Origin of the sequence: Citrobacter sp. Cpo090 (assembly GCF_030332665.1) — a bacterium.
Lineage (GTDB): Bacteria > Pseudomonadota > Gammaproteobacteria > Enterobacterales > Enterobacteriaceae > Citrobacter > Citrobacter portucalensis.
In genome coordinates this window covers 376,120-399,953 of record NZ_JAOWHK010000031.1, presented here as the reverse complement: position 1 = coordinate 399,953, position 23,834 = coordinate 376,120, and the positions used below count along the sequence as shown (strand labels likewise).

Sequence of the window (23,834 nt, the reverse complement as noted above, 5' to 3'; positions counted from 1 at the left end):
GTGGATTTAAATGCAAAGCCGGGTGGCGCTATGCTTACCCGGCCTACGGTTGAGTGACGACGTTGTAGGCCGGGTAAGGCGAAGCCATCACCCGGCGTTTTACATCACTCTTCGCCGTTAAAACCGGCACGATTGAGCAGGAACTGCGACAGCAACGCGACCGGACGACCGGTTGCGCCTTTGGCTTTCCCTGAACGCCATGCGGTACCGGCGATATCCAGGTGCGCCCAGTTGTACTTACGGGTAAAGCGTGACAGGAAGCAGCCCGCGGTAATGGCACCGCCAGGACGTCCGCCGATGTTCGCCATATCCGCAAAGTTGGACTCTAACTGCTCCTGGTATTCATCACCCAGCGGCAAACGCCACGCGCGGTCACCAGCCTGCTCGGACGCACCGATCAGCTCATGCGCCAGCGGGTTGTGGTTCGACATCAGGCCGGTGATGTGATGGCCCAGCGCAATTACGCACGCGCCGGTCAGGGTCGCAACGTCAATCACTGCTTCTGGCTCAAAGCGCTCGACGTAGGTTAACACGTCGCACAGCACCAGACGGCCTTCGGCATCGGTATTGAGCACTTCAACGGTCTGACCAGACATGGTGGTCAGCACATCGCCTGGGCGATATGCGCGGCCACCTGGCATGTTTTCGCAACCCGCCAGTACGCCGACAACGTTGATGGGGAGCTGAAGCTCTGCCACCATGCGCATCACGCCATATACCGCTGCTGCGCCGCACATGTCGTATTTCATCTCATCCATGCCTTCGGCAGGTTTGATGGAGATACCGCCGGAGTCAAAGGTTAACCCTTTACCGACCAGCACAATCGGACGCGCGTCTTCGGACGGATTGCCTTTGTACTCGATAACCGACATCAGCGACTCATTCTGCGAGCCGTGACCGACGGCCAGATAAGAGTGCATACCCAGCTCTTTCATCTGCTGCTCGCCGATCACACGGGTCACAACATTTTTGCTGTAGCTGTCTGCCAGCTGGCGCGCCTGAGAGGCCAGGTAGGCGGCGTTACAGATGTTCGGCGGCATGTTGCCAAGATCTTTGGCCGCTTTAATGCCGGCGGCGATTGCCAGACCGTGTTGGATCGCACGCTCACCGCTGGTCAGCTCGCGGCGGGTCGGCACGTTGAAGACCATTTTACGCAGCGGGCGACGTGGCTCGCTTTTGTTGGTCTTCAGTTGGTCAAAGCTGTACAGCGTTTCCTGTGCCGTCTCAACGGCCTGACGCACTTTCCAGTAGTTATTGCGCCCTTTGACGTGCAGCTCAGTCAGAAAGCAGACGGCTTCCATTGAGCCAGTATCATTCAGCGTATTGATGGTTTTCTGAATGACCTGCTTGTACTGGCGCTCATCAAGTTCGCGCTCTTTGCCACAACCAATGAGGAGAATTCGCTCAGACAGAACGTTAGGAACATGGTGCAGCAACAGGGTTTGACCCGGTTTGCCTTCCAGTTCGCCACGACGCAGCAGTGCGCTGATGTACCCGTCGCTGATCTTGTCGAGCTGCTCTGCAATCGGAGAGAGGCGGCGTGGTTCAAAGACACCCACGACGATGCACGCACTCCGCTGTTTCTCCGGGCTACCGCTTTTTACACTGAACTCCATGCACTACGCTCCTGAATCTTAAAGACAACGGCGGTGGCTACGGATAGAATTGCAAGCTTTCGTAACTCATACCCGCTGTTGCGGTGACTTCGTGTTAATCTTAACGTTATTACGGCATTGGCACGTCAGAACAATTTCTGAGAGGTGGATCCGTTGAGTATAATGATCTTAGCGACGATTTCGACGACTCAAGAGAATAAATGACGTTTAAGCCATGAAACAAGCTAAATTCCGGCAAAAGACGGGTTTTTACGGGCGTATTTAAAGTGATAATCATAAGATATCTGGTTCGGGAAACGCTCAAAAGCCAACTTGCGATCCTATTCATCCTGCTTTTGATCTTCTTTTGTCAAAAGTTGGTCAGGATCCTTGGTGCGGCTGTTGACGGTGATATCCCGGCAAATCTGGTGCTCTCGCTGCTGGGGCTGGGCGTGCCAGAAATGGCGCAACTTATCTTGCCCTTAAGCCTGTTCCTCGGGCTGTTGATGACGCTGGGCAAACTGTATACCGAAAGTGAAATTACGGTCATGCACGCCTGCGGGCTGAGCAAGGCCGTGCTGGTGAAAGCGGCGATGGTGCTGGCGCTGTTTACCAGTATTATTGCGGCGGTCAACGTGATGTGGGCCGGGCCGTGGTCCTCCAGGCATCAGGACGAAGTCCTGGCGGAGGCGAAAGCGAACCCTGGTATGGCGGCGCTTGCTCAGGGGCAATTCCAGCAGGCGACCAACGGCGGTTCGGTGCTGTTTATCGAAAGCGTTGACGGCAGCAACTTCAAAGATGTGTTCCTTGCGCAAATCCGCCCGAAAGGTAACGCCCGTCCTTCGGTGGTGGTAGCGGATTCCGGACATCTTACTCAGACGCGCGATGGCTCTCAGATCGTGACGCTGAACCAGGGCACGCGCTTTGAAGGTACCGCGCTGCTGCGCGATTTCCGCATTACCGACTTCCAGGATTATCAGGCGATTATCGGTCATCAGGCCGTGGCGCTGGATCCAAATGATACCGACCAGATGAACATGCGTACGCTGTGGACGACCGACACCGATCGTGCCCGCGCGGAGCTGACCTGGCGTATCACGTTAGTATTCACCGTATTTATGATGGCGCTGATGGTCGTACCGCTGAGCGTGGTGAACCCGCGTCAGGGTCGCGTGCTGTCGATGTTGCCAGCAATGCTGCTCTATTTGCTGTTCTTCCTGGTTCAGACGTCGCTTAAGTCGAATGGTGGTAAAGGTAAGCTGGATCCAGTGTTCTGGATGTGGACGGTTAACCTGGCGTATCTGGCGCTGGCGATTGTGCTTAACCTCTGGGATACGGTGCCGATGCGCCGCTTGCGTGCCCGTTTTATGCGTAAAGGAGCGGTATAATGCAGCCTTTTGGTGTACTTGACCGCTATATCGGTAAAACCATTTTCACCACCATCATGATGACGCTGTTCATGCTGGTGTCGCTCTCCGGGATCATCAAGTTCGTTGACCAGCTGAAAAAAGCCGGGCAGGGGAGCTACGATGCGATGGGCGCCGGGCTGTATACCTTGCTCAGCGCGCCGAAAGATATCCAGATCTTCTTCCCGATGGCGGCGCTGTTGGGGGCATTGCTGGGGCTGGGCATGCTGGCCCAGCGCAGTGAACTGGTGGTGATGCAGGCTTCTGGCTTTACCCGTATGCAGGTGGCATTGTCGGTGATGAAAACCGCGATTCCGCTGGTGCTGCTGACGATGGCCATTGGCGAATGGGTGGCACCGCAGGGTGAACAGATGGCGCGTAACTACCGTGCGCAGCAGATGTACGGCGGCTCGCTGCTCTCTACCCAGCAGGGTTTGTGGGCGAAAGACGGTGACAGCTTTGTCTACATCGAGCGTGTGAAAGGCGAGGCCGAGCTGGGCGGGATTAGCATCTACTCGTTTAACGACAAGCGCCGTCTGCAGTCCGTTCGCTATGCCGCAAGCGCGACGTTTGACCCGGAGCAGAAGGTCTGGCGTCTGTCGCAGGTGGATGAATCCAACCTGACCAATCCGAAACAAATCACCGGCTCGCAAACGGTGAGCGGCACCTGGAAAACCAACCTGACGCCCGACAAGCTCGGCGTCGTGGCGTTGGATCCTGACGCGCTGTCGATTAGCGGTCTGCATAACTACGTGAAATACCTGAAGTCGAGCGGCCAGGATGCCGGACGCTACCAGCTCAATATGTGGAGCAAAGTCTTCCAGCCGCTGTCCGTAGCGGTCATGATGCTGATGGCGTTGTCGTTTATCTTTGGTCCGCTGCGTAGCGTCCCGATGGGCGTGCGCGTGGTGACAGGGATTAGCTTCGGCTTTGTGTTCTATGTGCTGGACCAAATCTTTGGCCCGCTAACGCTGGTGTACGGCATTCCGCCGATTATCGGCGCGCTGCTGCCAAGCGCCAGCTTCTTCCTGATTAGCCTGTGGCTGATGCTACGTAAGTCGTAATATCTCCCCCTCCTGCTGTGCGGGAGGGGGCTTTCTGTTAACGCTTTCTCCCGCCCATCAAACTCCCCAACATGCCGCGGATTATCTGATTGGTAACCTGTCGTGCCGCGCTTTTCGCCACGCTCTGCACCACGCCATCGCGCTTACCGCCGCGCGGCCCGGTGCTGCCAAACAGAATATCCTTCAACCCACCGAGAATACCGCCATCCACATCGACAGCTTTACCGTTGGCGGGAGGCGTATTTTGCTGCCCGGTACTGGCCTGCACACCTTGCTGTAAACGTTCATAGGCGGACTCTCGGTCGATATCTTCTTCATATTTGCCGTACAGCGAAGAGTGATTAATCAGCCCGTTGCGCTCGTCGTCCGTCACCGGTCCCATCCGTGAGCATGGCGCAATCACCATTGCTCGTTCAACCACCGATGGGCTGCCTTTGGCGTCCAGAAACGACACCAGCGCCTCGCCGGTGCCCAGCTCCTGAATGGCTTTTTCGGTATCAAATGCCGGGTTGGCGCGCATGGTTTGCGCCGCGCTTTTCACCGCTTTCTGATCTTTCGGCGTGAACGCGCGTAGGGCGTGCTGCACACGGTTCCCCAACTGACCAAGCACGTTGTCCGGAATATCCGACGGGTTTTGCGAGACGAACCACACGCCGACCCCTTTCGAGCGGATCAGACGGATCACCTGTTCGATTTTATCCAGTAGCACCTGCGGAGCATCGTTGAACAGCAGGTGCGCTTCATCGAAGAAGAACACCAGTTTTGGCTTCTCCAGATCGCCCGCTTCCGGCAGTTGTTCGTACAGCTCGGAGAGCATCCACAGCAGGCTGGCGGCGTACAGTTTGGGCATCTGGTAGAGCTTCTCGGCGCTGAGGATATTAATCATCCCTTTGCCGCTGGCGTCGGTACGCATCCAGTCTTTGATGTCCAGCATCGGTTCGCCAAAGAAGTGTGCTGCGCCCTGCTGCTCCAGCGACAGCAGCCCGCGCTGGATAGCCCCGACCGAGGCGCTACTGATATTGCCGTACTGATTCTGGAAGGATTTAGCGTTATCGCCAATGTACTGGGTGATGGCCCGCAGGTCTTTGAAATCGAGCAGCAACAGACCCTGGTCATCGGCAATGCGGAAGATAATATCCAGCACGCCGGACTGCACGTCGTTGAGGTTCAGCAGACGGGCCAGCAGCAGCGGGCCGAGGTCAGACACCGTGGCCCGCACAGGGTGACCTTTTTCGCCGAAGATATCCCACACCGTGACAGGATTAGCATGCGGTTGCCAGTCGGTAATGCCGATGTTTTTCAGGCGGGCTAGCAGCTTGTCAGAGGCTTGTCCTTCCTCGGCCACGCCGGTTAAATCACCTTTCACATCAGCCATAAATACCGGCACGCCAATCTCGGACAGCGATTCGGCCAGCTTCTGTAGCGTGACGGTTTTACCGGTCCCGGTCGCGCCGGTAATCAGCCCGTGACGGTTGGCCATGCCTGGCAGTAAAAACAGTTCGGTGTCCGGCGTGCGGGCAATTAGCAGGGGTGCGCTCATTGAGATTTCCTCCATTTATCCTGCCTGGAGTATAGGCAACCGTGACGCACTCTTCACCGCTAAATTGCGGAGATTGTGAGGAGAATTTAACCTGTCTGGAATAGCGGGGAGAATAGCCGGGAAGCTTACGCTACCCGGCAATGGCGATCAGAAGTCGGCTTTCAGCACCACGCGGTAGCGGGCTTTGCCATCACGCACGTGCTGGATAGCTTCGTTAATTTGCGACATCGGGTACAGTTCGGTGGTGGGCGACACCTTGCTGCGTCCGGCAAACTTCATCAGCTTGCGCAGTTCGAACGGCGTACCGGTCGCCGAACCGGAGATGCTGCGATCGCCGGCAATTAAGGTGAACGCCGGAACCGACAGCGGCTTCAGCACCGCACCGACGGTATGGAAGTTACCGCCGTAGGCCAGCGCTTCAAAATAGGGCTGCCAGTCGAGATCGACGTTAACCGTGTTAATAATGAGATCGAACTGGCCCGCCAGCGCTTTTAGCGCATCCGGATCGCGGCTGTTGACCACTTTATCCGCCCCCATCGCCAGCACTTCCTGCTCTTTCGCCGGATTGGAGCTGAACGCAGTCACTTCACAACCCATCGCGTGTAACAGCTTGATGGCGATATGCCCCAGGCCGCCGATGCCGATCACCCCGACGCGGCTGGTGGCGGTGATATGGTGCATCAGCAGCGGTTTGAACACCGTGATGCCGCCGCACAGTAATGGGCCAGCTGCCGCCAGATCGATACTCTCCGGTAGAGGGATCACCCACTGCCAGTCAGCCCGCAGCTTCTCGGCAAAGCCACCGCGATTAAGAATCGTGGGCACGGACCCTTCCAGACAGTTAATCTGATTACCGCTGATACAGGCGTCGCAGTGCCCGCAGCTGCGCGCCGTCCAGCCAACGCCGACGCGTTGGCCCACTTTCAGGCCCTTATCCTGCGCCGCGCTGCCGAGCGCCGCCACGCGACCAATCACCTCATGCCCGGCAACCAGCGGATACTGAGAGAATCCCCATTCGTTGTCGATCATCGACAAATCAGAATGGCAGATACCGCAGTAATCGACCTGGACTTCGACATCTTCCGGCTTAAGCTCGCCCGCATCATATTCATAGAGTTCGAGTTCGCTGCCCGCCGCTTTTGCAGCGTAGCTTTTTATCATCGACATCGTATTTCCCTCAGTATGGTGTTGAACTGGAAGTGTAGAGCATGGGGAAACGGGACGCTTCGCAGAAGGGGGGATTAAGGCTGTTATTGCGTGGGCTAAACCGTGATGCTGATTGCAGGTACGAAAGGTAATGCTGAAATTTTCAACACTTAGCAAGCCAGACACACGCTGGCGCTTGCATGGTGGCGCATGACAGGTATAATCCACAACGTTTTCCGCATCCCTTCCGTGCCGGAGTGGCGAAATCGGTAGACGCAGTTGATTCAAAATCAACCGTAGAAATACGTGCCGGTTCGAGTCCGGCCTTCGGCACCATCGGAACATCAATAGACGTCAACGGACGTCTTTTTTTGTGCCTGAATTCCAGTATCCGCAAGGCCTTGCCCCGCTTTTCAGTCAACCGACATCAATCTGAGTTACCCCACATCAACATGCTTGTGAGTATAGAACCGAGTATATATGCTGGTTCGATAATGCTTATATACTCACGGCAGCTCATGGAAGGAGAACTTTTATGGCTCTGACAGATATCAAAGTGCGTTCTGCAAAACCGCAGGAAAAGGAGTACACCCTTGTCGATGGGGATGGCATGTTTTTGCTTATTCACCCTAACGGCTCAAAATACTGGCGGTTTCGCTTTCGCTTTGGTGGCAAGCAACACCTGATGGCGTTTGGGGTTTACCCTGAAATATCCCTCGCTGATGCTCGTCAAAAGAGGGAAGAGGCCAGAAGGCTTGTTGCTGCTGGAATCGATCCTCGTGAACACAAGCGGGCCGTGAAAGAAGAACTGGCGAAAGAAGATATTACCTTTGAGTCAGTTGCCAGAGAGTGGCATGCCGCTAATAAAAAATGGTCAGAAGAACATAGCCGAAGGGTGTTAAAGAGCCTGGAAGATAATTTGTTCCCAGCAATTGGGAAGCGGAGTATTGATAGTTTTAGCACGCGCGATCTCCTTGTTCCTATTAAAGGAGTTGAGGCTACAGGGCGTTTTGAAGTGGCTTCGCGTCTTCAGCAGCGTACCAATGCGATTATGCGTTATGCAGTGCAAAGCGGTTTGATCGATTACAATCCTGCTCAGGAGATGGCTGGGGCAGTTGCCTCCAGTAACCGTGTTCATCGTCCTGCACTTGAGCTGAAACGCTTACCTGAACTACTCCACAGAATAGATAGTTACACGGGACGCCCTTTAACTCGTCTGGCTGTTGAACTCACCTTGTTAATCTTTATTCGTTCAAGTGAACTGCGTTTTGCGCGTTGGTCTGAAATAGATTTTGAAACGGCAATGTGGACAATTCCGGCTGAACGAGAAGCTATTGAAGGAGTGAAGCATTCGGAACGTGGCTCGAAAATGCGTACTCCTCATTTAGTGCCACTTTCTCGTCAGGCACTGGCAATCCTTAAACAGGTTCACAAGCTTAGTGGCGAGCGCGATTTTGTTTTCGTTGGAGATCACAATCCTTGTAAACCGATGAGTGAGAATACAGTGAACAAGGCGCTGCGCGTGATGGGATATGACACTAAGATTGAGGTTTGCGGTCATGGCTTCAGGACCATGGCATGTAGCTCGTTGATTGAATCTGGATTGTGGTCGAGAGATGCAGTTGAACGGCAGATGAGCCATATGGAGCGTAACTCTGTGCGGGCGGCTTATATTCATAAGGCGGAACATTTGGATGAGAGACGATTGATGTTGCAATGGTGGGCGGATTATCTAGATGTGAATCGGGAGAAGGGGATTAGCCCGTTTGACTATGCGAAAGCGTAGTTAAATTGGAAGACTATTCGCAAAAAAGCACACTTTTGTTGGAATTTAAAATGCACTGTATATAATTACAGTTAGTTTGTTTCATAATCAATGCCTGGATACCAAGGAACTGGCCTTAGTTAGAAAAAAAAGGTGGCCATCGGGACTGGTTTCCGTTAGGATCTTCGGATCAAAAAGTGATGAAAAAGTCGATATGAAAAAGAAACCACTGAAGCAGTACAAGGTATCCTCGTTTTTCGCAGGGATTGGTGGATTCGATCTTGGTCTTGAGAAAGCAGGGATGGAAGTTGTTTTCCAATGCGAAATCAATAAGTTTTGCCAGAAAGTACTTAGAAAGAATTGGCCAAATGTACCATTACATACTGATATTACACAACTGAATGCTGATGAGATCCCAGAAAGCAGTGTTTGGTGTGGTGGTTTTCCTTGCCAGGATGTGTCGTCAGCTAACCAAGGAAAACGGAAAGGTTTAGAGGGAGCCCGAAGCGGCTTATTTTATACATATGCAAAACTCATCGAAGAAAGAAAACCTGAATGGCTTGTTATTGAAAATGTTCCCGGACTGCTCAACAGCCACAATGGACAAGACTTCAAAGTTGTCATCGATACGTTGGTCGAACTCGGGTATGGCGTTTCGTGGAGAGTATTGGATGCAAAATACTTTGGAACACCCCAGCGTAGAAGAAGAGTGTACATTGTCGCAAGTCTTGGAGACATGCGCTCCGCTCGAGTCCTTTTTGAACCCGGAGCAACTAGAATCGTTGATAAACAGGGCCAAGGAGAGAGGGCAAATGCTTCCGGAGCCTCTGATACAGGCCTATCAAAAGCAGATATCTATTCTATCCAGCATGCAAGTATCGGACGAAAAGCAACCGCAGGACCTCAAGCAAAAGGATACCGGAACGACGGAGAAACCTACACTCTTGACTCAAGAGGAAGTTCAGATGCTGTATGTGCGCCGGATGCTGCCTTCCGAGTACGAGCGTCTGCAGGGATTTCCAGAGAACTGGACTCTAATCGATTCAGAGCAGTAGGGAACGCTGTCGCGGTCCCTATTGTTGAATGGATAGGAAAAAGAATTGTCCTGGTAGATCAGCAGATGCTTAACGAGGCATTATCGTAACAGTACTATTATCTAAACGTAAAAATGATCCTTCGAATAGTTCAGGGCGCGGTGCGCCCTGATCTGTTAGAAATCTTACAAATGTTGAATAGTTAGTAAATAATGTCTTTGAATCATCAATGATCAACGGAATCGGGCCAGGTCGTGGTTCATCCGATGTATCTTCCTTGAAAGCTAAAATGCATAATGTCCAGTTATGGGCTTTTAGATCCCTGAGATTGGCATTCCTAAAACGTCTATGTAAATAGTCATAGAGTAAGCTACCTACAGCAAAAACGATTTTCCCACCAGTTTGATCAACAACATTCCCTTTCACAAGAAATTGTTCTTGTTGTCGTCTCCATGCGTTGGTTTCGATAGTATTTGCTGCCACTGGCCTTCTTAGAATTTCATTTGTTGGGATTTCGAGATCAGCCCAAGCGGCAATATGGCGAGTAATGGCACCTGTGCTGCTTGTTTCTCCGCCACCTTGCATTTCGAGGAGGACTTCATCAACTCTTCCTCTACCGGAAAAGTTTCTCATAACGTAGTCTGCGTGGTAGCTATTATCTGAATCAGGTAAAGGAATATTGACTTCTCTTTTTACGCCAATCTCTGAGTCTTGCAGTTCAGGATCCTGATAGATCAGTTTTGCTACTTTCCTTAGAATGTCTCTTTGATGTTCAACCAAGACATTGTCGACAAGTTGTGTACGCTCACCTGAGATGATCGTCTTTTTTTGGCGGGTAGAACAAAGTCTATGTTCACAGACGATCCAAATAGTACTGTCTGGTTTGCGGACGGAGCAGACTGGATGATTATTTTTACTTACTTTGTCACAGGTACGGTCCATAAAAGGGCATTGCGCCAGCGTGCCCTTTGAAACGGGAAGAATCTGTTGTTCCACGTCTGTTCTTTGGCCTAAATATTCCGCGATACTCACTGCCATTGCTCATTCCTCATTCAGGAGCGGTTTGCTATATGATCTCAGCGGGTAGCAATTTATGTCAATGAATTCATAGTATTTTTGTATCATGGGTGTCAGTTTTCATTGGAATTGAATGAGGTTTTGATTCGACGCCGCTCATCTCATGACAGTACTTAACATTTTCAATGTGATAGTGAAGCACATATGTTACGTAAGGCGTGTTAGGGGGATGGTTTCCGTCACACGATGAGTATCATTTTGCATGAGCAGGGATTTAAATCGGTTTGCGTCGAGCTACAACTGGCTCACGTCGATAAGAACTCAATTCGTGGAACGTATGACAATGCTTAATATCTGGAGGCGAGGCGGGAGATGATGCAGTGGTATGGTGATTTTACTAGTAATTTAGGCAAGGAAGGAATTATTAAAAGCTGATATGTTGAAAGGCAGTCTCGAAAAGCAATCACATCCATCTAGGTGTCTGGACGGATGTAATTCAATATATGCTGCTAACTGCAATAGTTGGAAACCAGAGAAGTAGTGACTATTGATACAAATTTTTTGCCTAAGTCAAAACTTGGTCTGACTATACACTGATGCTATTTTCGACAAAACTAAATAAGGGAGGTAAGTATGTTTGAGGCGATCCAGCCACTGGATATATACAATAAGAACATCAACATACTGATTGGCTCAGGCGCTTCAGCAGACTTATTCCCGACGCTGTCCCTAGCCATCAAGAATGCAGATGGACGACGAGAAACGATCGAGACGCTCGCCACACAGTTTGAAAACTCGCCAGAAAAGCGAACCGCTTTATTCATGCACTACTACAACACATGTATTTTTCCAGTGCAGACATTCAACCCAAGTTCCGTTACATCAGATAAAGGAAAAGAAAATCTCAAGAATTATGAGGTTTTTTTAACAACCCTTTTGGGGTTGTTGGATAGAAGGAAAGATCTCAACCGCAAAATCAATATTTTTACCACTAACTATGATGGATGTCTGTCCCATACAGCTGACAGCCTTCTCATGAAGGGCTCACATGATTTTGTGGTGAATGATGGTACCTCCGGTTTTCATACGAAGCATCTTCATTCCAAAAACTTCAGTACGTTTCAATGTCAAACTGGAGTATTTGAACGAAGCAACTATGGCATCCCACAGCTAAACATTATCCACCTTCATGGTTCGGTTTACTGGTCAAAAAGCGGTGATAAGATTGAAGTCAATTACCGCAATGATTTTATTAACCTCTTGACAGAAGAGACACTCGGAAATTTGAATGGATATTCCGAATTTCTAGGTGCCGATGGCAACAGAACCGAAGGCATTCCATCCTTGGCATTCAGTCAAGATCAGATAGATATTTTCTGGGGGGAGTACAATAAGCTACCTATTGTCAACCCCACTAAGTGGAAGTTTTACGAAACTGTCTTCGAAGAACACTACTACCAAATGCTCAGGCTATTAAGCTATGAGCTTGAAAAACCAAATTCTATCCTTATCACATTTGGCTTTTCGTTTGCTGATGAACACATTCTCAGGCTTATCCAACGCTCCCTCTCCAACCCACAACTTCATACTTTTATTTGCTGTTATAGCAATAATAGTGCAAATAGCATGCGGGAAGAGTTTAAATCTTGGAAAAACGTCCAAGTAATTGGACCCGCTGAAGATATGAATATGGACTTCACCAATTTCAATAAATATGTTTTCTCACTCAAGCCAGACACTTATGAACCTCAATTAAAAGCTGAAGAGGAGGATCTGATATGAGTATCATCGTAGGTGAGGTCATTGCAGTGAGTGGAGTACGTATCTCCCTTCGAATTTTTGAAGACTCCAATCATGAGACAATTTACTACGGAGGAGTTAAGTACAGAGGTATTTCACTTCGGGAGCACGTATCTATTCAGCGAGGTTTTATAGATATTGTCTGTCTTGTTGAAGGTGAATTTTTGGATGAGAAAAGGCTAGAGACAGATGCCGAGAAGATCCAATACGTACGAAAAGTGGATGTTCGCCCCATTGGTTATATAGTGGATGATAAGTTTTTTGAAGGTGTGAAGTACATGCCGATGATCAGAGACAAGGCATCTCTACTCAGCGAATTTATGGTAGGGAAAATTTATGGAGCGGACGGAAAAACAGGTTTTTCTATTGGCTCTATGCTTAAGGAGAATGTACCCATCAACCTCCCATGGATGCGATTATTCAACAGCCATTTGGGCATATTTGGTAACACTGGGAGTGGTAAATCTAATACGCTAGCTAAACTTTATACTACACTTTTTAATGAGCGGCTCCAAGCATTACAAAACAAGAGTCAGTTTGTTATCATAGATTTTAATGGTGAATACACGGAAGATCAGCTACTACCAGCCAAGAATAAGCAAATCACAGTGCTGGACTCTAAAAAATCAAAGCACAAATTCAAGATTGAAGGTGCTCATTTTTGGGATGTCGAAACTCTAAGTCTCCTATTTCAGGCAACTACGAACACACAACAGCCATTTCTGCGTCGCGTTCTGTCTGGTAAGGAAAAATTTAAAACTACCCCACTCAAAAGATATGTGGAAAAGGTTTTTGAAAAAGTTTTTAGTACAGGCGAAGCGAAATCAGATGCTTTAGACCTGAGCCGTGAAATTGCACGCATGATTGACTGCGAATTGCTTCAAGACCATTTAAAAGGAATCATTTATTTTAATAAAGATAAATATTTTAAGCATGCCAGCGGTACGTACTATAATTCAAATGGCAATGGATTTGACGCTAACATCAAGCCTATTCTTGATGATAATGTTAATTTAGATGGAATTGATCAATTCGACGAACTAATCTTGAGGTGCTACCTCCAACTTTGTTCAGATGTTGTATTTGGCTACGCCCAATACGAACACATTCAACCAGTGCTTGCCAGGGCCAAATCATCTATATCGGCTCTGCGTAATGTTCTTGAAATCGTCGATGTGCCACAACCACCACATCTCTTACATGTCATCTCTTTAAAGAAATGCAAGAATGAGATAAAAAAGATCTTACCACTGCTTGTTGCTAAGAATTTCTATACAAATCACAAAGATGCCGAGACTCTCAAGAGCCCTCCAAGCCGGACTCTTCACCTTATCATTGATGAGGCACACAATATTTTGTCAGAGCAGTCCACCCGTGAGCATGAAATCTGGAAAGACTACCGGCTTGAACTCTTTGAAGAAATAATCAAGGAGGGACGCAAATATGGCGTATACCTTACACTATCTAGTCAGCGGCCTGCCGATATTTCACCTACTATTGTTTCCCAGATTCACAACTTCTTCATACATCGATTAGTGAACGATCGCGACCTTATGCTGCTAGACAATACTATCAGCACGTTAGATTCCAGTTCTAAGACTCTCATACCGACTCTAGCCAAGGGCTGCTGCGTAGTCACTGGAACCGCTTTTGATCTTCCAATGATATTGAAAATTGACCCGCTGCTGAAACAGCATCGACCCAGCAGTGATGATGTGAACCTTGAAGAACTCTGGGCACTGCCTCCCGCTTAATACAGCGACTTTGCAATTGTTGTGTATTGTAACTCTAACAAAATGTGCCCTGCGAGTGTCTTCGGGGCTTTCTGGCATAGAAGGTTACTCTGGATTATCTCTCTTTCCATGAAAGATGTAGAGAGTAGCTTTTTGTTTATTTCATATATGAAAATTCAAATGTATTTTTGACATTGTACTGTTATAGAGAGAAACTGCGAGATAATAGCAGGAGGACCTATGCCACAATTATCATCATTACAGCTCTTCAAAAAACTCTCCGATGAAACCCGTCTAGGGATCGTACTGCTGCTCAGAGAGATGGGGGAGCTGTGCGTGTGTGATCTCTGTACGGCGCTGGAGCAGTCGCAGCCCAAGATCTCCCGTCATCTGGCAATGCTCCGGGAAAGTGGTCTATTGCTGGACCGTAAACAGGGCAAGTGGGTTCACTACCGCTTATCCCCGCATATTCCTTCCTGGGTCGCCCAGGTGATTGAGCAGGCCTGGTTAAGCCAACAGGACGACGTACAGGTCATCGCCCGTAAGCTGGCATCAGCAAACTGCTCTGGTAGCGGCAAGGCTGTTTGCATCTAAAAAATTTGCCTGAACATATATGATTTTACGAATGTGAGGTATTCAGAATGAAGACGTTAACGGTGTTTGACCCGGCGATGTGCTGCAGTACCGGCGTATGTGGCTCAGATGTCGATCAGGTTCTGGTTGATTTTTCTGCTGATGTGCAGTGGCTGAAAGGACGTGGCGTACAGGTTGAACGTTACAACCTGGTGCAGCAGCCGATGAGCTTCGTTGAGAACGCAAAAGCGAAAGCATTTCTTGAAGCGTCTGGCGCTGAAGGACTTCCGCTGCTGTTGCTTGATGGCGAAACGGTGATGGCGGGGCGATATCCCAAACGCGCTGAATTGGCGCGCTGGTTTGGTATTCCGCTGGAGAAAGTAGGAGTGGCTCCGACAAGCTGCTGTGGTGGTAATACTTCCTGTTGTTGATTATGTCAGGAGGACATATGAAATTCTTACAGAATATCCCGCCTTACCTGTTTTTCACTGGCAAAGGAGGAGTAGGTAAAACCTCAATTTCCTGCGCGACGGCTATACGCCTTGCAGAACAGGGTAAGCGGATTTTGCTGGTCAGTACCGATCCGGCCTCCAATATCGGCCAGGTATTCGACCAGGCTATTGGCAACACGATCCAGCCCGTGGCTGCGGTGCCAGGCCTTTCAGCGCTGGAGATTGACCCACAGGACGCCGCCCAGCAATACCGCGCCAGAATCGTTGACCCTATTAAAGGTCTTTTGCCAGATGACGTCGTTAACAGTATCAGCGAGCAGCTTTCAGGAGCCTGTACGACTGAGATTGCGGCGTTCGATGAGTTTACTGGCTTACTGACCGACGCTTCTCTGCTGACCCGCTTCGATCACATCATTTTTGATACAGCGCCGACGGGCCACACGATTCGCCTTCTCAAGCTTCCCGGTGCCTGGAGTAGCTTCATTGAAAGTAATCCAGATGGTGCTTCCTGTCTTAGCCCAATGGCCGGGCTGGAAAAGCAGCGTGAGCAGTATGCTCATGCGGTAGAGGCGTTATCCAATCCTGAACGTACCCGCCTGGTTCTGGTTGCACGACTGCAAAAATCTACGCTGCAGGAAGTCGCCCGCACCCATGAAGAACTCGCCGCAATTGGACTGAAAAACCAGTATCTGGTGATTAATGGTGTGCTGCCTAAAGCCGAAGCTGAACATGACGCCCTGGCCGCTAAAATATGGCAACGGGAACAAGAGGCGCTGGCAAATCTTCCTGCTGGGTTATCTGGCTTGCCGACAGATACACTATTCCTTCAACCGCTGAACATGGTTGGTGTCTCCGCATTGAAAGGCCTGCTCAACGAACACGCTGAGATAGCATCGCTTCCTGAACAAAGCATACAGAACAAGCCAGAGAATATGTCGCTGTCTGCCATGGTTGATGATATCGCCCGCAGTGAACACGGTTTGATTATGCTGATGGGCAAAGGTGGCGTAGGTAAAACCAGGATGGCTGCTGCTATCGCCGTCCGACTTGCGGACATGGGTTTTGATGTGCATCTCACCACCTCAGATCCTGCTGCACATCTCAGTACAACGCTTAATGGCAGCCTCAAAAATCTGCAGGTCAGCCGAATCAACCCTCACGATGAAACTGAACGCTATCGTCAGCATGTTCTTGAGACGAAAGGCAGGGATCTGGATGAGGCTGGGAAACGGCTGCTCGAAGAGGATTTACGTTCTCCTTGCACAGAAGAGATTGCGGTGTTCCAGGCGTTCTCACGCGTAATTCGTGAAGCAGGCAAACGGTTTGTGGTCATGGATACGGCACCTACCGGGCATACGCTATTACTGCTTGATGCTACCGGGGCTTATCACCGTGAGATTGCCAGGAAGATGGGGGATAAAGGTCATTTTACCACGCCGATGATGCAGCTTCAGGACCCGGAACGCACCAAAGTCCTGCTGGTCACTCTGCCTGAAACCACACCGGTGCTGGAGGCGGCAAATTTACAGTCCGATCTGGAACGTGCGGGAATTCATCCCTGGGGCTGGATTATCAATAACAGCCTTTCTATTGCACAGACTCAATCGCCACTGCTTTGCCAGCGTGCCCGACAAGAGCTTCCTCAAATCGAGGTTGTGAAAAACCAGCATGCAAGCCGCATAGCGTTAGTACCGGTAATGGCTGCAGAGCCCACTGGTATCGAGAAACTCAGAGAGCTGGCCGTTTAATTTTTTTGTATATACAGGGCGGCAAAGCCGTCCTGTCTGGAGGATGTATGTTACTGGCAGGCGCTATTTTTGTCCTGACCATCGTTTTGGTTATCTGGCAACCGAAGGGATTAGGGATCGGCTGGAGTGCGACGCTGGGCGCGGTACTGGCGCTGATATCTGGTGTAGTCCATTTTGGTGATATCCCTGTAGTGTGGAATATCGTCTGGAATGCGACGGCGACCTTTATTGCCGTGATAATTATCAGTCTGTTGCTCGATGAATCCGGCTTTTTCGAATGGGCGGCGCTACACGTTTCACGCTGGGGCAATGGTCGTGGCCGTTTACTGTTTACGTATATTGTTCTGCTCGGCGCAGCGGTAGCTGCACTGTTTGCCAACGATGGCGCGGCATTGATTCTGACACCAATAGTCATCGCCATGCTGCTGGCATTAGGTTTCAGTAAAGGGACTACGCTGGCATTTGTCATGGCCGCCGGGTTTATTGCCGATACGGCCAGTCTGCCGCTTATCGTGTCGAACCTGGTTAACATCGTCTCGGCGGACTTCTTTGGGCTGGGCTTCACAGAATATGCGTCGGTAATGGTGCCGGTGGATATTGCCACGATTATCGCCACGCTGGTGATGCTGCATCTGTTCTTTCGCAAAGACATTCCGCCAACGTATGACCTGGCTCTGCTGAAAGCACCGGCAAAAGCGGTTAAAGATCTGGCAACCTTCAGAACAGGCTGGATAGTGTTGATTCTTCTGCTGGTTGGGTTCTTTATCCTCGAGCCGCTCGGTATTCCCGTTAGCGCGATTGCGGCTGTCGGGGCTGTCATCCTGTTTGCGGTAGCGAAACGAGGCCATGCCATTAACACTGGCAAAGTGCTGCGCGGTGCGCCATGGCAGATCGTCATCTTCTCGCTGGGGATGTATCTGGTGGTCTATGGTCTGCGTAACGCCGGACTAACAGAATACCTCTCCGGTGTGCTGAACGTGCTGGCAGATAAAGGGCTTTTGGCCGCGACGTTGGGTACCGGCTTCCTGACGGCTTTCCTGTCTTCCATCATGAACAACATGCCTACCGTGCTGGTTGGCGCGCTCTCTATTGATGGCAGCACCGCAACCGGTGTTATCAAAGAGGCGATGATTTATGCCAACGTGATTGGCTGCGATCTGGGGCCGAAAATTACACCGATTGGTAGCCTGGCAACGCTGCTTTGGCTGCATGTTCTTTCACAGAAGAACATGACCATCACCTGGGGATACTATTTCCGCACCGGGATCGTCATGACTCTGCCTGTTCTGTTTGTAACGCTGGCCGCGCTGGCGCTACGTCTCTCTTTCACTTTGTAATGAGATACTGATATGAGCAACATCACCATTTATCACAACCCAGCCTGCGGCACATCACGTAATACGCTGGAGATGATCCGCAACAGCGGTACTGAGCCAACCGTGATTCTTTACCTTGAGACTCCACCTTCATGCGAGGAACTGGTCAAACTCATTGCCGATATGGGGATCACGGTACGGGCACTGCTGCGTAAAAATGTCGAGCCGTATGAGGAACTGGGTCTTGCAGAAGATGAATTTACTGACGATCAGCTCATCAACTTTATGTTACAGCACCCGATTCTGATTAACCGTCCGATTGTGGTGACGCCACTGGGAACGAAACTTTGCCGTCCTTCTGAGGTGGTTCTTGATATCCTTCCAGATGTGCAGAAAGGGGCGTTCACCAAGGAAGACGGCGAGAAAGTCGTTGATGATGCAGGTAAACGACTGAAATAAAGATGAAGGGGCAAATGCCCCTTCATCTTTATTTCGTCAATTATTCCAGTAGGTCAATACCAATTGGTTCTTCACTATGTAACGCTATTACCCCAGCATATCCATCAGCGGATCGTAGAACGTGATGGCGTGTGGCAGGTCGCCGGGCATAATGTAAGAAAACATCGTCTCTCCTTTATGGAATCAGGGGAGTGAACATAGTCTGCCTAAAATACTCAGGCTTTGTTCTTCACTCGTCTGCTTTATGAGCCCAGGCGGGCATTGCCGTCAGATAACGTTTTGCACGCTTCTGTGCTTCTTCCGGGCCGACTTTTTGCCAGGAATCAAGGAAGCTGGCTAAACCTGATACCGCTTCTTCCCAGGGTTTAAGATTGCCGTTACTGTCACAGCAGTACGCGCAATATTGATCGCTGGCACTGTGTGCATCGGGTGCAGACATCGGCATCCCGCAAGCCTGACAGAACTGTTCATGTTGTGACATATGATGCTCCTTATGGTGACGTGCTGATTAATAAACATACAGAGTATGTATTGTGCAGGTGTTGCATCTGGTCAAAGCCAAGGCGAAGCCCCCGGTAACTCCAGTCAGAAATACCGGGAACCTGTTGTTACCTGGCGATGAGCGCGAATACGCCCCAGCCAAAGTATTCCCGCGCGTACGTTACGTGGCGTTTCGGCGAGATGTTTAGCTCGGCCCTGACTTCGGCGAAGAAATCGTCGTCAGGATTGGCTTCCAGCCAGCGGCGCATGGTCAGCCATTTCGCGGCCTCATACCGATCCCAGCCTTCCTGGTCCGCCAGTACCATTTCCACCACGTCGTAGCCGAGGTCGTCAAACGCGCTGACAAGCCCTGGAAGCGTCAGGAAATCGCTTGTCGAGCTGACGCCGCAGGCCTGGGCTATCTCGTCCGTTGCCGGAAGCTGGCACCAGTAAGGTTCACCGATGAGCATGATGCCGCCCGGTTTAAGGCTCTGCGCCAGCAGTTCGACTGTCCCGGCAAAGCCTCCGGCAATCCAGGTCGCGCCGACGCAGGCTGCCACGTCACATTTTTCATTGGCGACGTAACCCGCCGCATCATTATGAATAAAATGTACGCGTTCGCTGACGCCGAGTTCTTCCGCGCGGCGTCTGGCCTGCGCGGTGAAGAGCGAACTCATGTCGATGCCAGTCCCCGTAATGCCATGATCCCGGGCCCAGGTGCAGAGCATCTCGCCCGAGCCGCTACCGAGATCAAGAATGCGGGTGCCCGGCTTCATGCGCAGCACGCGACCCAGCGTGGCGTACTTCTCTTCGGTGAACGGGTTATGAATGCGGTGCTCACTTTCGCTGATGGTAAAAATACGTGGGATATCCAATTTGGAATTCCTTTTATTGCGTTGAGTATTAAGAGGAAGTTCCTCTGAGGCTTTTGCTTTTTCGGCTAGCAGAGCAAACAGCTTTCCTTCAAATGTTTCGCTGACTGACCAGTCGTGGCTTTCAGGAGGAGGAAGCAGGTTAAATCCGGCATTGTCGAGCAGGCTGACGTACTCGTCATCGCGCCATGCCGTCATCTGGCTGCCGAAACAGGTGGTTTGGCCGTTTGCCTCTATGGCCCAGAACTTTGTTGAGCTGGTCTGGGCTTCTTCATCCCAGTCATGTTCAGTCAGCAGCAGATGAGGGACGCCCAGAAACAGCCCGTCCGGACAGCGTTGCCAGCTTGCTTCAGCCATTCCCTGACGCTTAACTTCGTCGAAAGTATGGACTTCAGTGAGCAGCCTGCCGCCCGACTCCAGCCACAGCGCGCAGCGACTGACGAGTGAGCGCGCATCCGCCGCGCTGAAAACATTCAACTCCCCGAATATCATCATGATGAAATCGAAAGATTTATCGGGCCAATATGCGCGGACATCCTGCTGAACATAGTCGATATTCAATCCGGCGTGCTGCGCCTGCTGGCGGGCCCAGCTCACTGATGTCGGTGAGAAATCCACGCCGGTGCAGTGAAATCCACGCTCTGCTAAGCGGTGGGTGTAAAAGCCGGGACCGCAGCCGAGATCGAGAATACGTGCGCCTGGGGGTAATAGGCTGGCGATCCAATTCACCTGCCGCTCAATGACCTCCTGCCTGCGGCTGGCCCAGTCGTGATCCTGCGACAAATGGTTCGCGAGCATGCGCTGGCTAAAGGCCGGTTCGTCCCAGGGAATTTTGCTCTCCTCCGCCGACAGTTGAATGTGTCGGGATGAGGAAATAAGGGTGCTGATATCCATTATGCTCTCCTTAGCGGTTATCGAGCTGTGAGCGAACGTTATTCAGCCCGGTGGTGTTGATGCGGTAGGGCTGACCATTGACGGACTTGATAAGTATTTTGGTTTTGAGTTTTTTGAAGACGGTGAGCGTGCAGTCGGTCAGCAACAGCCCTTCGCGGCTGTAGCATTCAACGGAAGTGACGCGGCCTGAAGAATCGCGGACGTGCGCAATATGTCCACCTTTAGCGAGAACGTGTAAGGTACGTTGTTCCTGACGGGATAAATTCATACTGAAGAACCTGTTTAATCATCATGTGCAAAACGTGCAAACACACGGCGGTGTCCGCATTCGATTTCGGCGCATTGATAATCAGTCCGGCCTGAAAAGGTCGGTAAGCTGATTATCGGATGATTACATTCTCCAGCATCAAGGCCTCGGGTTGAGTTGAAAGGTATTTACGGAGCGAATAGTAACACGTAGTTTTAGCAGGGATATGTTTCAGTAGAAAAAGTGTGATGTACTTCGGAAATCGAACGCCAGCCCATTTACTGAAAAAAGCAGATGAAACTGACGAATGCAGGTTTTAGTACCCCTTATATGGCCTCATTGGCTTTTCCCCTCCGGAGGTTATTCTCCTTTTGTTAAATCCAGAACATAAATATGCTCACCCTCTTCGATGCCTGAAAAATGAAAGCCAGTCCTGATAAGTAATTTTATTGAAGAGGTATTTTCCGGATCCACACCGGCTTTGATGAGTGAAAAACCGTTCTCTTTTATCCAGCCGATGGTGGCGGTAATGGCTTCAAATGCATATCCCTGGCGAGCATGAGCGGGGGTGATGGTATAACCGAGCCAAAATACATCGCATTGCTGACGTAAATAGATATCACCAATCAAAACCTGCGTCAGCTTGTTGACGATGGCCAATTGAATTCCCTGAGTAAGCGTAAGAACGCCCAGCAATGCTGATTCATAGTCCTCTTTTGTTAGCCCCTTAAATCCCTGATATTTCATCCACTCAGCATCATTACGATACAGCATAAAACTATCAATTTCGTGTGACTGAAATGGTCGAATGATGCATCTTGACGATATTATTTGCATAAGGCTTCCTGTTTAGTGATTCTCCTGCCCCAGTCTCTGCGACTACAAGAGTTACCGCCTGACGCTACGCCCGACGGCTACTCTCTGACTATGTCCGGTGCGTCGCCGCTTTCATACACAACACGAAAACTGTCAGTTTGATGTTCAACCCTCATCGGCATAGTACACAAACGCCAGCTTATTCCCGTCCGGATCGCGTACATAGGCACTATGGAATCCCTGTCCGTATTGTGGCCTGTGCCCCGGTGTACCTTCATCCCTGGCGCCCAGACTGATAGCAAGTTCGTACAACTGCTGGATGTGTTCAAACGAGTGGGTATTCAGTGCGACCATCGTGCCATTACCAACGCTCGCTGGTTGCTGGTTAAAGGGCCTGCCGACGCACAATCCGATGGTATGGTTATTGCTGAACGTCCCCCAGGATGCGCCTTCTTCATTACGGCCTGCCTTTGGATGTCCAAGCAATTCCATCAGCGGATCGTAGAACCTTATGGCGCGCTGTAGATCGTTAGTACCCAGCATCACGTAAGAAAACATAAACCCTCCTTACTCACTTTTGTATTATTGTTCCTGACAGCCTGACGGTGATACTGACTGGCTCTGATGCTGCCCACGCAGCATAAGCAGGCGGGCAACTGATATGATGACGGCTATACCGGCCAGCAGCGCCGCGCCGTGGAAAGCAATCCTGCCGCCGGCATGGAAGTAAACCCAGCGGGTTATTTCAATGCTAAGAGCAATTATGCCGAGCGCCAGAATATTCAGCGTGGCAGAAACGGTGCCTTTTGGCAGGTTATGAGAAAAGAGCGTGAAGCGAAACAGCACCGGATAGAGCAGTCCAATACCCAGGGCATAAAAGCTCGTTCCCACTACTGACCATAGCCAGACGTGTGGCCATAGCAGGTTGCCGACCAGCAAAGCCAGCAAGCCAGCAAACTGTATCGGGACAGTACCCCAGATAAAACGCGGTGACGTCGGGTCTTTGATAACATTCGCTACAATCACACTGGCGATAATGATCCCACTAAACACGGGCACCTGTGTCCAGGCATAGGTACCGGGAGACATACCCCCGTGCTCAATCAGGATCACGGGGGAGAGCGCCACCCAGGTGATGATGGGCAGGTTACCAAAAGCGACTGCCAGTGAGCCGGTCAGCACCACTGGATGGCGAAAGGCCGCGATGAAATCTGACAGCACTTCACCCGGTTTGAATTCTCTTCCCTGAGATATAACTGTTTCCGGCATTTTGAACAGTAGTAAGAACCATGCTACCAGACCAAACACACCGATGATGGCAAAGAGCAGTTTCCAGTGAATGAACGCCATCAGCGCAGCGCCGGCCACCGGCCCGATTATTGGGGCGAGCAGAACAATGGAGGTCAGCGCAGCCATGATCCTGATGGAATCTTTTTCATCAAAGGCCTCCTGTATTGATACATAACCAACGGTGGAGATAAAACAGATGCTGGTGCCCTGAATAAAGCGGGCGACGAAGTATTGTTCGATCGAGGTGACAAACAGCATGCTCAGGCATGCCAGGGCAAAGATCATTGCACCCGTGAGCAGGACCGGGCGGCGGCCAATCCTGTCGGAGAGTGGCCCCAGGAGCCACTGTAGCGCCAGTCCGCCTGCCATATACAAACTGACTGATGCTGGAGCCAGCGTAACATCCGCCTGTAACTCATTTATAATGTTAATGACGCCCGGCTGAATAAGGTCCGTTGTCAGGTAGGCTGAAAAATCGTAGATGATCATCGCCAGTGGAAATAATAGCACGCTGCCATACCTGCCAATGCGTCCCGAAAATGGCTTCATAAACGGGTTCTCCGATTTTTTATTATTGAATGGTTATT

The 23,834-nt window shown here is 50.6% G+C and carries 22 protein-coding genes, 1 tRNA gene and 1 pseudogene; 14 read left to right on the top strand and 10 right to left on the bottom strand.

Features of this window, described 5'->3' with window-relative positions; all coding sequences use genetic code 11:
* Positions 1-104: 104 nt before the first annotated feature.
* The gene (gene pepA, locus OGY83_RS16875) at positions 105-1,616 is read right to left on the bottom strand and encodes a leucyl aminopeptidase (RefSeq protein WP_003025870.1); all 1,512 of its coding nucleotides are present in this window, start codon (positions 1,614-1,616) and stop codon (positions 105-107) included.
* A 153-nt stretch (positions 1,617-1,769) separates the two neighbouring features.
* Here pepA and OGY83_RS16870 point away from each other — a divergent pair, with 153 nt between their 5' ends.
* The 3 genes from OGY83_RS16870 to lptG all read left to right on the top strand — a co-directional run bounded on the left by OGY83_RS16870 (position 1,770) and on the right by lptG (position 4,065).
* Positions 1,770-1,820 (top strand): hypothetical protein, encoded by a 51-nt coding sequence (locus OGY83_RS16870; protein ID WP_212723231.1) that lies wholly within the window; start codon positions 1,770-1,772, stop codon positions 1,818-1,820.
* A gap of 62 nt (positions 1,821-1,882) precedes the next feature.
* Entirely contained in the window at positions 1,883-2,983 is a 1,101-nt protein-coding gene (lptF, locus tag OGY83_RS16865) for an LPS export ABC transporter permease LptF (RefSeq protein ID WP_043018253.1), read from the top strand.
* Positions 2,983-4,065, top strand: coding sequence for an LPS export ABC transporter permease LptG (gene lptG, locus OGY83_RS16860; protein WP_123268590.1), 1,083 nt, complete (start codon positions 2,983-2,985; stop codon positions 4,063-4,065). Before lptF ends, lptG begins: the two co-directional genes overlap by 1 nt.
* A 37-nt stretch (positions 4,066-4,102) precedes the next feature.
* Here the strand turns inward: lptG and OGY83_RS16855 are convergent, their stop codons facing one another.
* Positions 4,103-5,605 carry a helicase HerA-like C-terminal domain-containing protein gene (locus OGY83_RS16855; RefSeq protein ID WP_286636365.1) on the bottom strand — a complete coding sequence of 501 codons (1,503 nt, stop codon included), beginning with the start codon at positions 5,603-5,605 and terminating at the stop codon, positions 4,103-4,105.
* A 147-nt stretch (positions 5,606-5,752) separates the two neighbouring features.
* On the bottom strand, positions 5,753-6,772 hold the full coding sequence (gene ahr, locus OGY83_RS16850) for an NADPH-dependent aldehyde reductase Ahr (RefSeq protein ID WP_079937257.1): 1,020 nt from the start codon (positions 6,770-6,772) through the stop codon (positions 5,753-5,755).
* 230 nt (positions 6,773-7,002) lie between these two features.
* Between ahr and OGY83_RS16845 the strand changes: the two genes are divergently transcribed.
* The 3 genes from OGY83_RS16845 (at position 7,003) to OGY83_RS16835 (ending at position 9,660) form a co-directional block, all read left to right on the top strand.
* Positions 7,003-7,087 (top strand) — tRNA-Leu (locus OGY83_RS16845).
* Between the two features lie 199 nt (positions 7,088-7,286).
* Complete coding sequence (locus OGY83_RS16840) at positions 7,287-8,537, top strand: tyrosine-type recombinase/integrase (RefSeq protein WP_058647055.1); 1,251 nt, start codon at positions 7,287-7,289, stop codon at positions 8,535-8,537.
* A 193-nt stretch (positions 8,538-8,730) separates the two neighbouring features.
* Positions 8,731-9,660 (top strand): DNA cytosine methyltransferase, encoded by a 930-nt coding sequence (locus tag OGY83_RS16835; RefSeq protein WP_032170444.1) that lies wholly within the window; start codon positions 8,731-8,733, stop codon positions 9,658-9,660.
* Here the strand turns inward: OGY83_RS16835 and OGY83_RS16830 are convergent.
* On the bottom strand, positions 9,641-10,588 hold the full coding sequence (locus OGY83_RS16830; protein WP_058647054.1) for a hypothetical protein: 948 nt from the start codon (positions 10,586-10,588) through the stop codon (positions 9,641-9,643). The two genes, OGY83_RS16835 and OGY83_RS16830, sit on opposite strands and share 20 nt — an antisense overlap.
* Positions 10,589-10,792: 204 nt before the next feature.
* Between OGY83_RS16830 and OGY83_RS16825 the strand changes: the two are divergent.
* The 8 genes and pseudogenes from OGY83_RS16825 to arsC form a co-directional block, all read left to right on the top strand.
* Positions 10,793-11,002, top strand: a pseudogene (locus OGY83_RS16825) (integrase); the annotation flags it as partial.
* 198 nt (positions 11,003-11,200) lie between these two features.
* Positions 11,201-12,349, top strand: coding sequence for an SIR2 family protein (locus OGY83_RS16820; RefSeq protein WP_058647053.1), 1,149 nt, complete (start codon positions 11,201-11,203; stop codon positions 12,347-12,349).
* Complete coding sequence (locus tag OGY83_RS16815; RefSeq protein ID WP_058647052.1) at positions 12,346-14,121, top strand: ATP-binding protein; 1,776 nt, start codon at positions 12,346-12,348, stop codon at positions 14,119-14,121. The genes OGY83_RS16820 and OGY83_RS16815 overlap by 4 nt, the downstream gene beginning before the upstream one ends.
* A 219-nt stretch (positions 14,122-14,340) precedes the next feature.
* Positions 14,341-14,694: an As(III)-sensing metalloregulatory transcriptional repressor ArsR gene (gene arsR, locus OGY83_RS16810; protein ID WP_058647051.1), complete on the top strand. Its 354-nt coding sequence runs from the start codon at positions 14,341-14,343 to the stop codon at positions 14,692-14,694.
* Positions 14,695-14,741: 47 nt separating this feature from the next.
* On the top strand, positions 14,742-15,104 hold the full coding sequence (gene arsD / locus OGY83_RS16805) for an arsenite efflux transporter metallochaperone ArsD (RefSeq protein WP_058647050.1): 363 nt from the start codon (positions 14,742-14,744) through the stop codon (positions 15,102-15,104).
* 17 nt (positions 15,105-15,121) lie between these two features.
* A complete protein-coding gene (gene arsA, locus OGY83_RS16800; RefSeq protein ID WP_089587064.1) occupies positions 15,122-16,873 on the top strand; it encodes an arsenite efflux transporter ATPase subunit ArsA in 1,752 nt (583 codons plus the stop codon).
* Between the two features lie 47 nt (positions 16,874-16,920).
* Positions 16,921-18,210 carry an arsenite efflux transporter membrane subunit ArsB gene (arsB, locus tag OGY83_RS16795; protein WP_058647048.1) on the top strand — a complete coding sequence of 430 codons (1,290 nt, stop codon included), beginning with the start codon at positions 16,921-16,923 and terminating at the stop codon, positions 18,208-18,210.
* Between the two features lie 12 nt (positions 18,211-18,222).
* Positions 18,223-18,648, top strand: coding sequence for a glutaredoxin-dependent arsenate reductase (gene arsC / locus OGY83_RS16790; RefSeq protein WP_089587065.1), 426 nt, complete (start codon positions 18,223-18,225; stop codon positions 18,646-18,648).
* Between the two features lie 229 nt (positions 18,649-18,877).
* Here the strand turns inward: arsC and OGY83_RS16780 are convergent, their stop codons facing one another.
* The 6 genes from OGY83_RS16780 to OGY83_RS16755 form a co-directional block, all read right to left on the bottom strand.
* On the bottom strand, positions 18,878-19,129 hold the full coding sequence (locus tag OGY83_RS16780) for a zinc ribbon domain-containing protein (RefSeq protein ID WP_058647046.1): 252 nt from the start codon (positions 19,127-19,129) through the stop codon (positions 18,878-18,880).
* Between the two features lie 127 nt (positions 19,130-19,256).
* Positions 19,257-20,894, bottom strand: coding sequence for a class I SAM-dependent methyltransferase (locus OGY83_RS16775; RefSeq protein ID WP_089587066.1), 1,638 nt, complete (start codon positions 20,892-20,894; stop codon positions 19,257-19,259).
* A gap of 10 nt (positions 20,895-20,904) precedes the next feature.
* On the bottom strand, positions 20,905-21,162 hold the full coding sequence (locus tag OGY83_RS16770; RefSeq protein ID WP_058647044.1) for a YjhX family toxin: 258 nt from the start codon (positions 21,160-21,162) through the stop codon (positions 20,905-20,907).
* 339 nt (positions 21,163-21,501) lie between these two features.
* Positions 21,502-21,978: a GNAT family N-acetyltransferase gene (locus OGY83_RS16765; protein ID WP_058647043.1), complete on the bottom strand. Its 477-nt coding sequence runs from the start codon at positions 21,976-21,978 to the stop codon at positions 21,502-21,504.
* A 144-nt stretch (positions 21,979-22,122) separates the two neighbouring features.
* Positions 22,123-22,515 (bottom strand): VOC family protein, encoded by a 393-nt coding sequence (locus OGY83_RS16760; protein WP_086512794.1) that lies wholly within the window; start codon positions 22,513-22,515, stop codon positions 22,123-22,125.
* A 24-nt stretch (positions 22,516-22,539) separates the two neighbouring features.
* Positions 22,540-23,796 carry a multidrug efflux MFS transporter MdtM gene (locus OGY83_RS16755; RefSeq protein WP_089587068.1) on the bottom strand — a complete coding sequence of 419 codons (1,257 nt, stop codon included), beginning with the start codon at positions 23,794-23,796 and terminating at the stop codon, positions 22,540-22,542.
* Positions 23,797-23,834 lie beyond the last annotated feature (38 nt).

Coding starts and splice junctions, on each gene's coding strand:
- pepA (WP_003025870.1), bottom strand. CDS start 1,616: ATGGAGTTCAGTGTAAAAAGCGGTAGCCCGGAGAAACAGCGGAGTGCG.
- lptG (WP_123268590.1), top strand. CDS start 2,983: ATGCAGCCTTTTGGTGTACTTGACCGCTATATCGGTAAAACCATTTTC.
- OGY83_RS16855 (WP_286636365.1), bottom strand. CDS start 5,605: ATGAGCGCACCCCTGCTAATTGCCCGCACGCCGGACACCGAACTGTTT.
- ahr (WP_079937257.1), bottom strand. CDS start 6,772: ATGTCGATGATAAAAAGCTACGCTGCAAAAGCGGCGGGCAGCGAACTC.
- OGY83_RS16840 (WP_058647055.1), top strand. CDS start 7,287: ATGGCTCTGACAGATATCAAAGTGCGTTCTGCAAAACCGCAGGAAAAG.
- OGY83_RS16835 (WP_032170444.1), top strand. CDS start 8,731: ATGAAAAAGAAACCACTGAAGCAGTACAAGGTATCCTCGTTTTTCGCA.
- OGY83_RS16830 (WP_058647054.1), bottom strand. CDS start 10,588: ATGGCAGTGAGTATCGCGGAATATTTAGGCCAAAGAACAGACGTGGAA.
- OGY83_RS16820 (WP_058647053.1), top strand. CDS start 11,201: ATGTTTGAGGCGATCCAGCCACTGGATATATACAATAAGAACATCAAC.
- OGY83_RS16815 (WP_058647052.1), top strand. CDS start 12,346: ATGAGTATCATCGTAGGTGAGGTCATTGCAGTGAGTGGAGTACGTATC.
- arsR (WP_058647051.1), top strand. CDS start 14,341: ATGCCACAATTATCATCATTACAGCTCTTCAAAAAACTCTCCGATGAA.
- arsD (WP_058647050.1), top strand. CDS start 14,742: ATGAAGACGTTAACGGTGTTTGACCCGGCGATGTGCTGCAGTACCGGC.
- arsA (WP_089587064.1), top strand. CDS start 15,122: ATGAAATTCTTACAGAATATCCCGCCTTACCTGTTTTTCACTGGCAAA.
- arsB (WP_058647048.1), top strand. CDS start 16,921: ATGTTACTGGCAGGCGCTATTTTTGTCCTGACCATCGTTTTGGTTATC.
- arsC (WP_089587065.1), top strand. CDS start 18,223: ATGAGCAACATCACCATTTATCACAACCCAGCCTGCGGCACATCACGT.
- OGY83_RS16780 (WP_058647046.1), bottom strand. CDS start 19,129: ATGTCACAACATGAACAGTTCTGTCAGGCTTGCGGGATGCCGATGTCT.
- OGY83_RS16775 (WP_089587066.1), bottom strand. CDS start 20,894: ATGGATATCAGCACCCTTATTTCCTCATCCCGACACATTCAACTGTCG.
- OGY83_RS16770 (WP_058647044.1), bottom strand. CDS start 21,162: ATGAATTTATCCCGTCAGGAACAACGTACCTTACACGTTCTCGCTAAA.
- OGY83_RS16765 (WP_058647043.1), bottom strand. CDS start 21,978: ATGCAAATAATATCGTCAAGATGCATCATTCGACCATTTCAGTCACAC.
- OGY83_RS16760 (WP_086512794.1), bottom strand. CDS start 22,515: ATGTTTTCTTACGTGATGCTGGGTACTAACGATCTACAGCGCGCCATA.
- OGY83_RS16755 (WP_089587068.1), bottom strand. CDS start 23,796: ATGAAGCCATTTTCGGGACGCATTGGCAGGTATGGCAGCGTGCTATTA.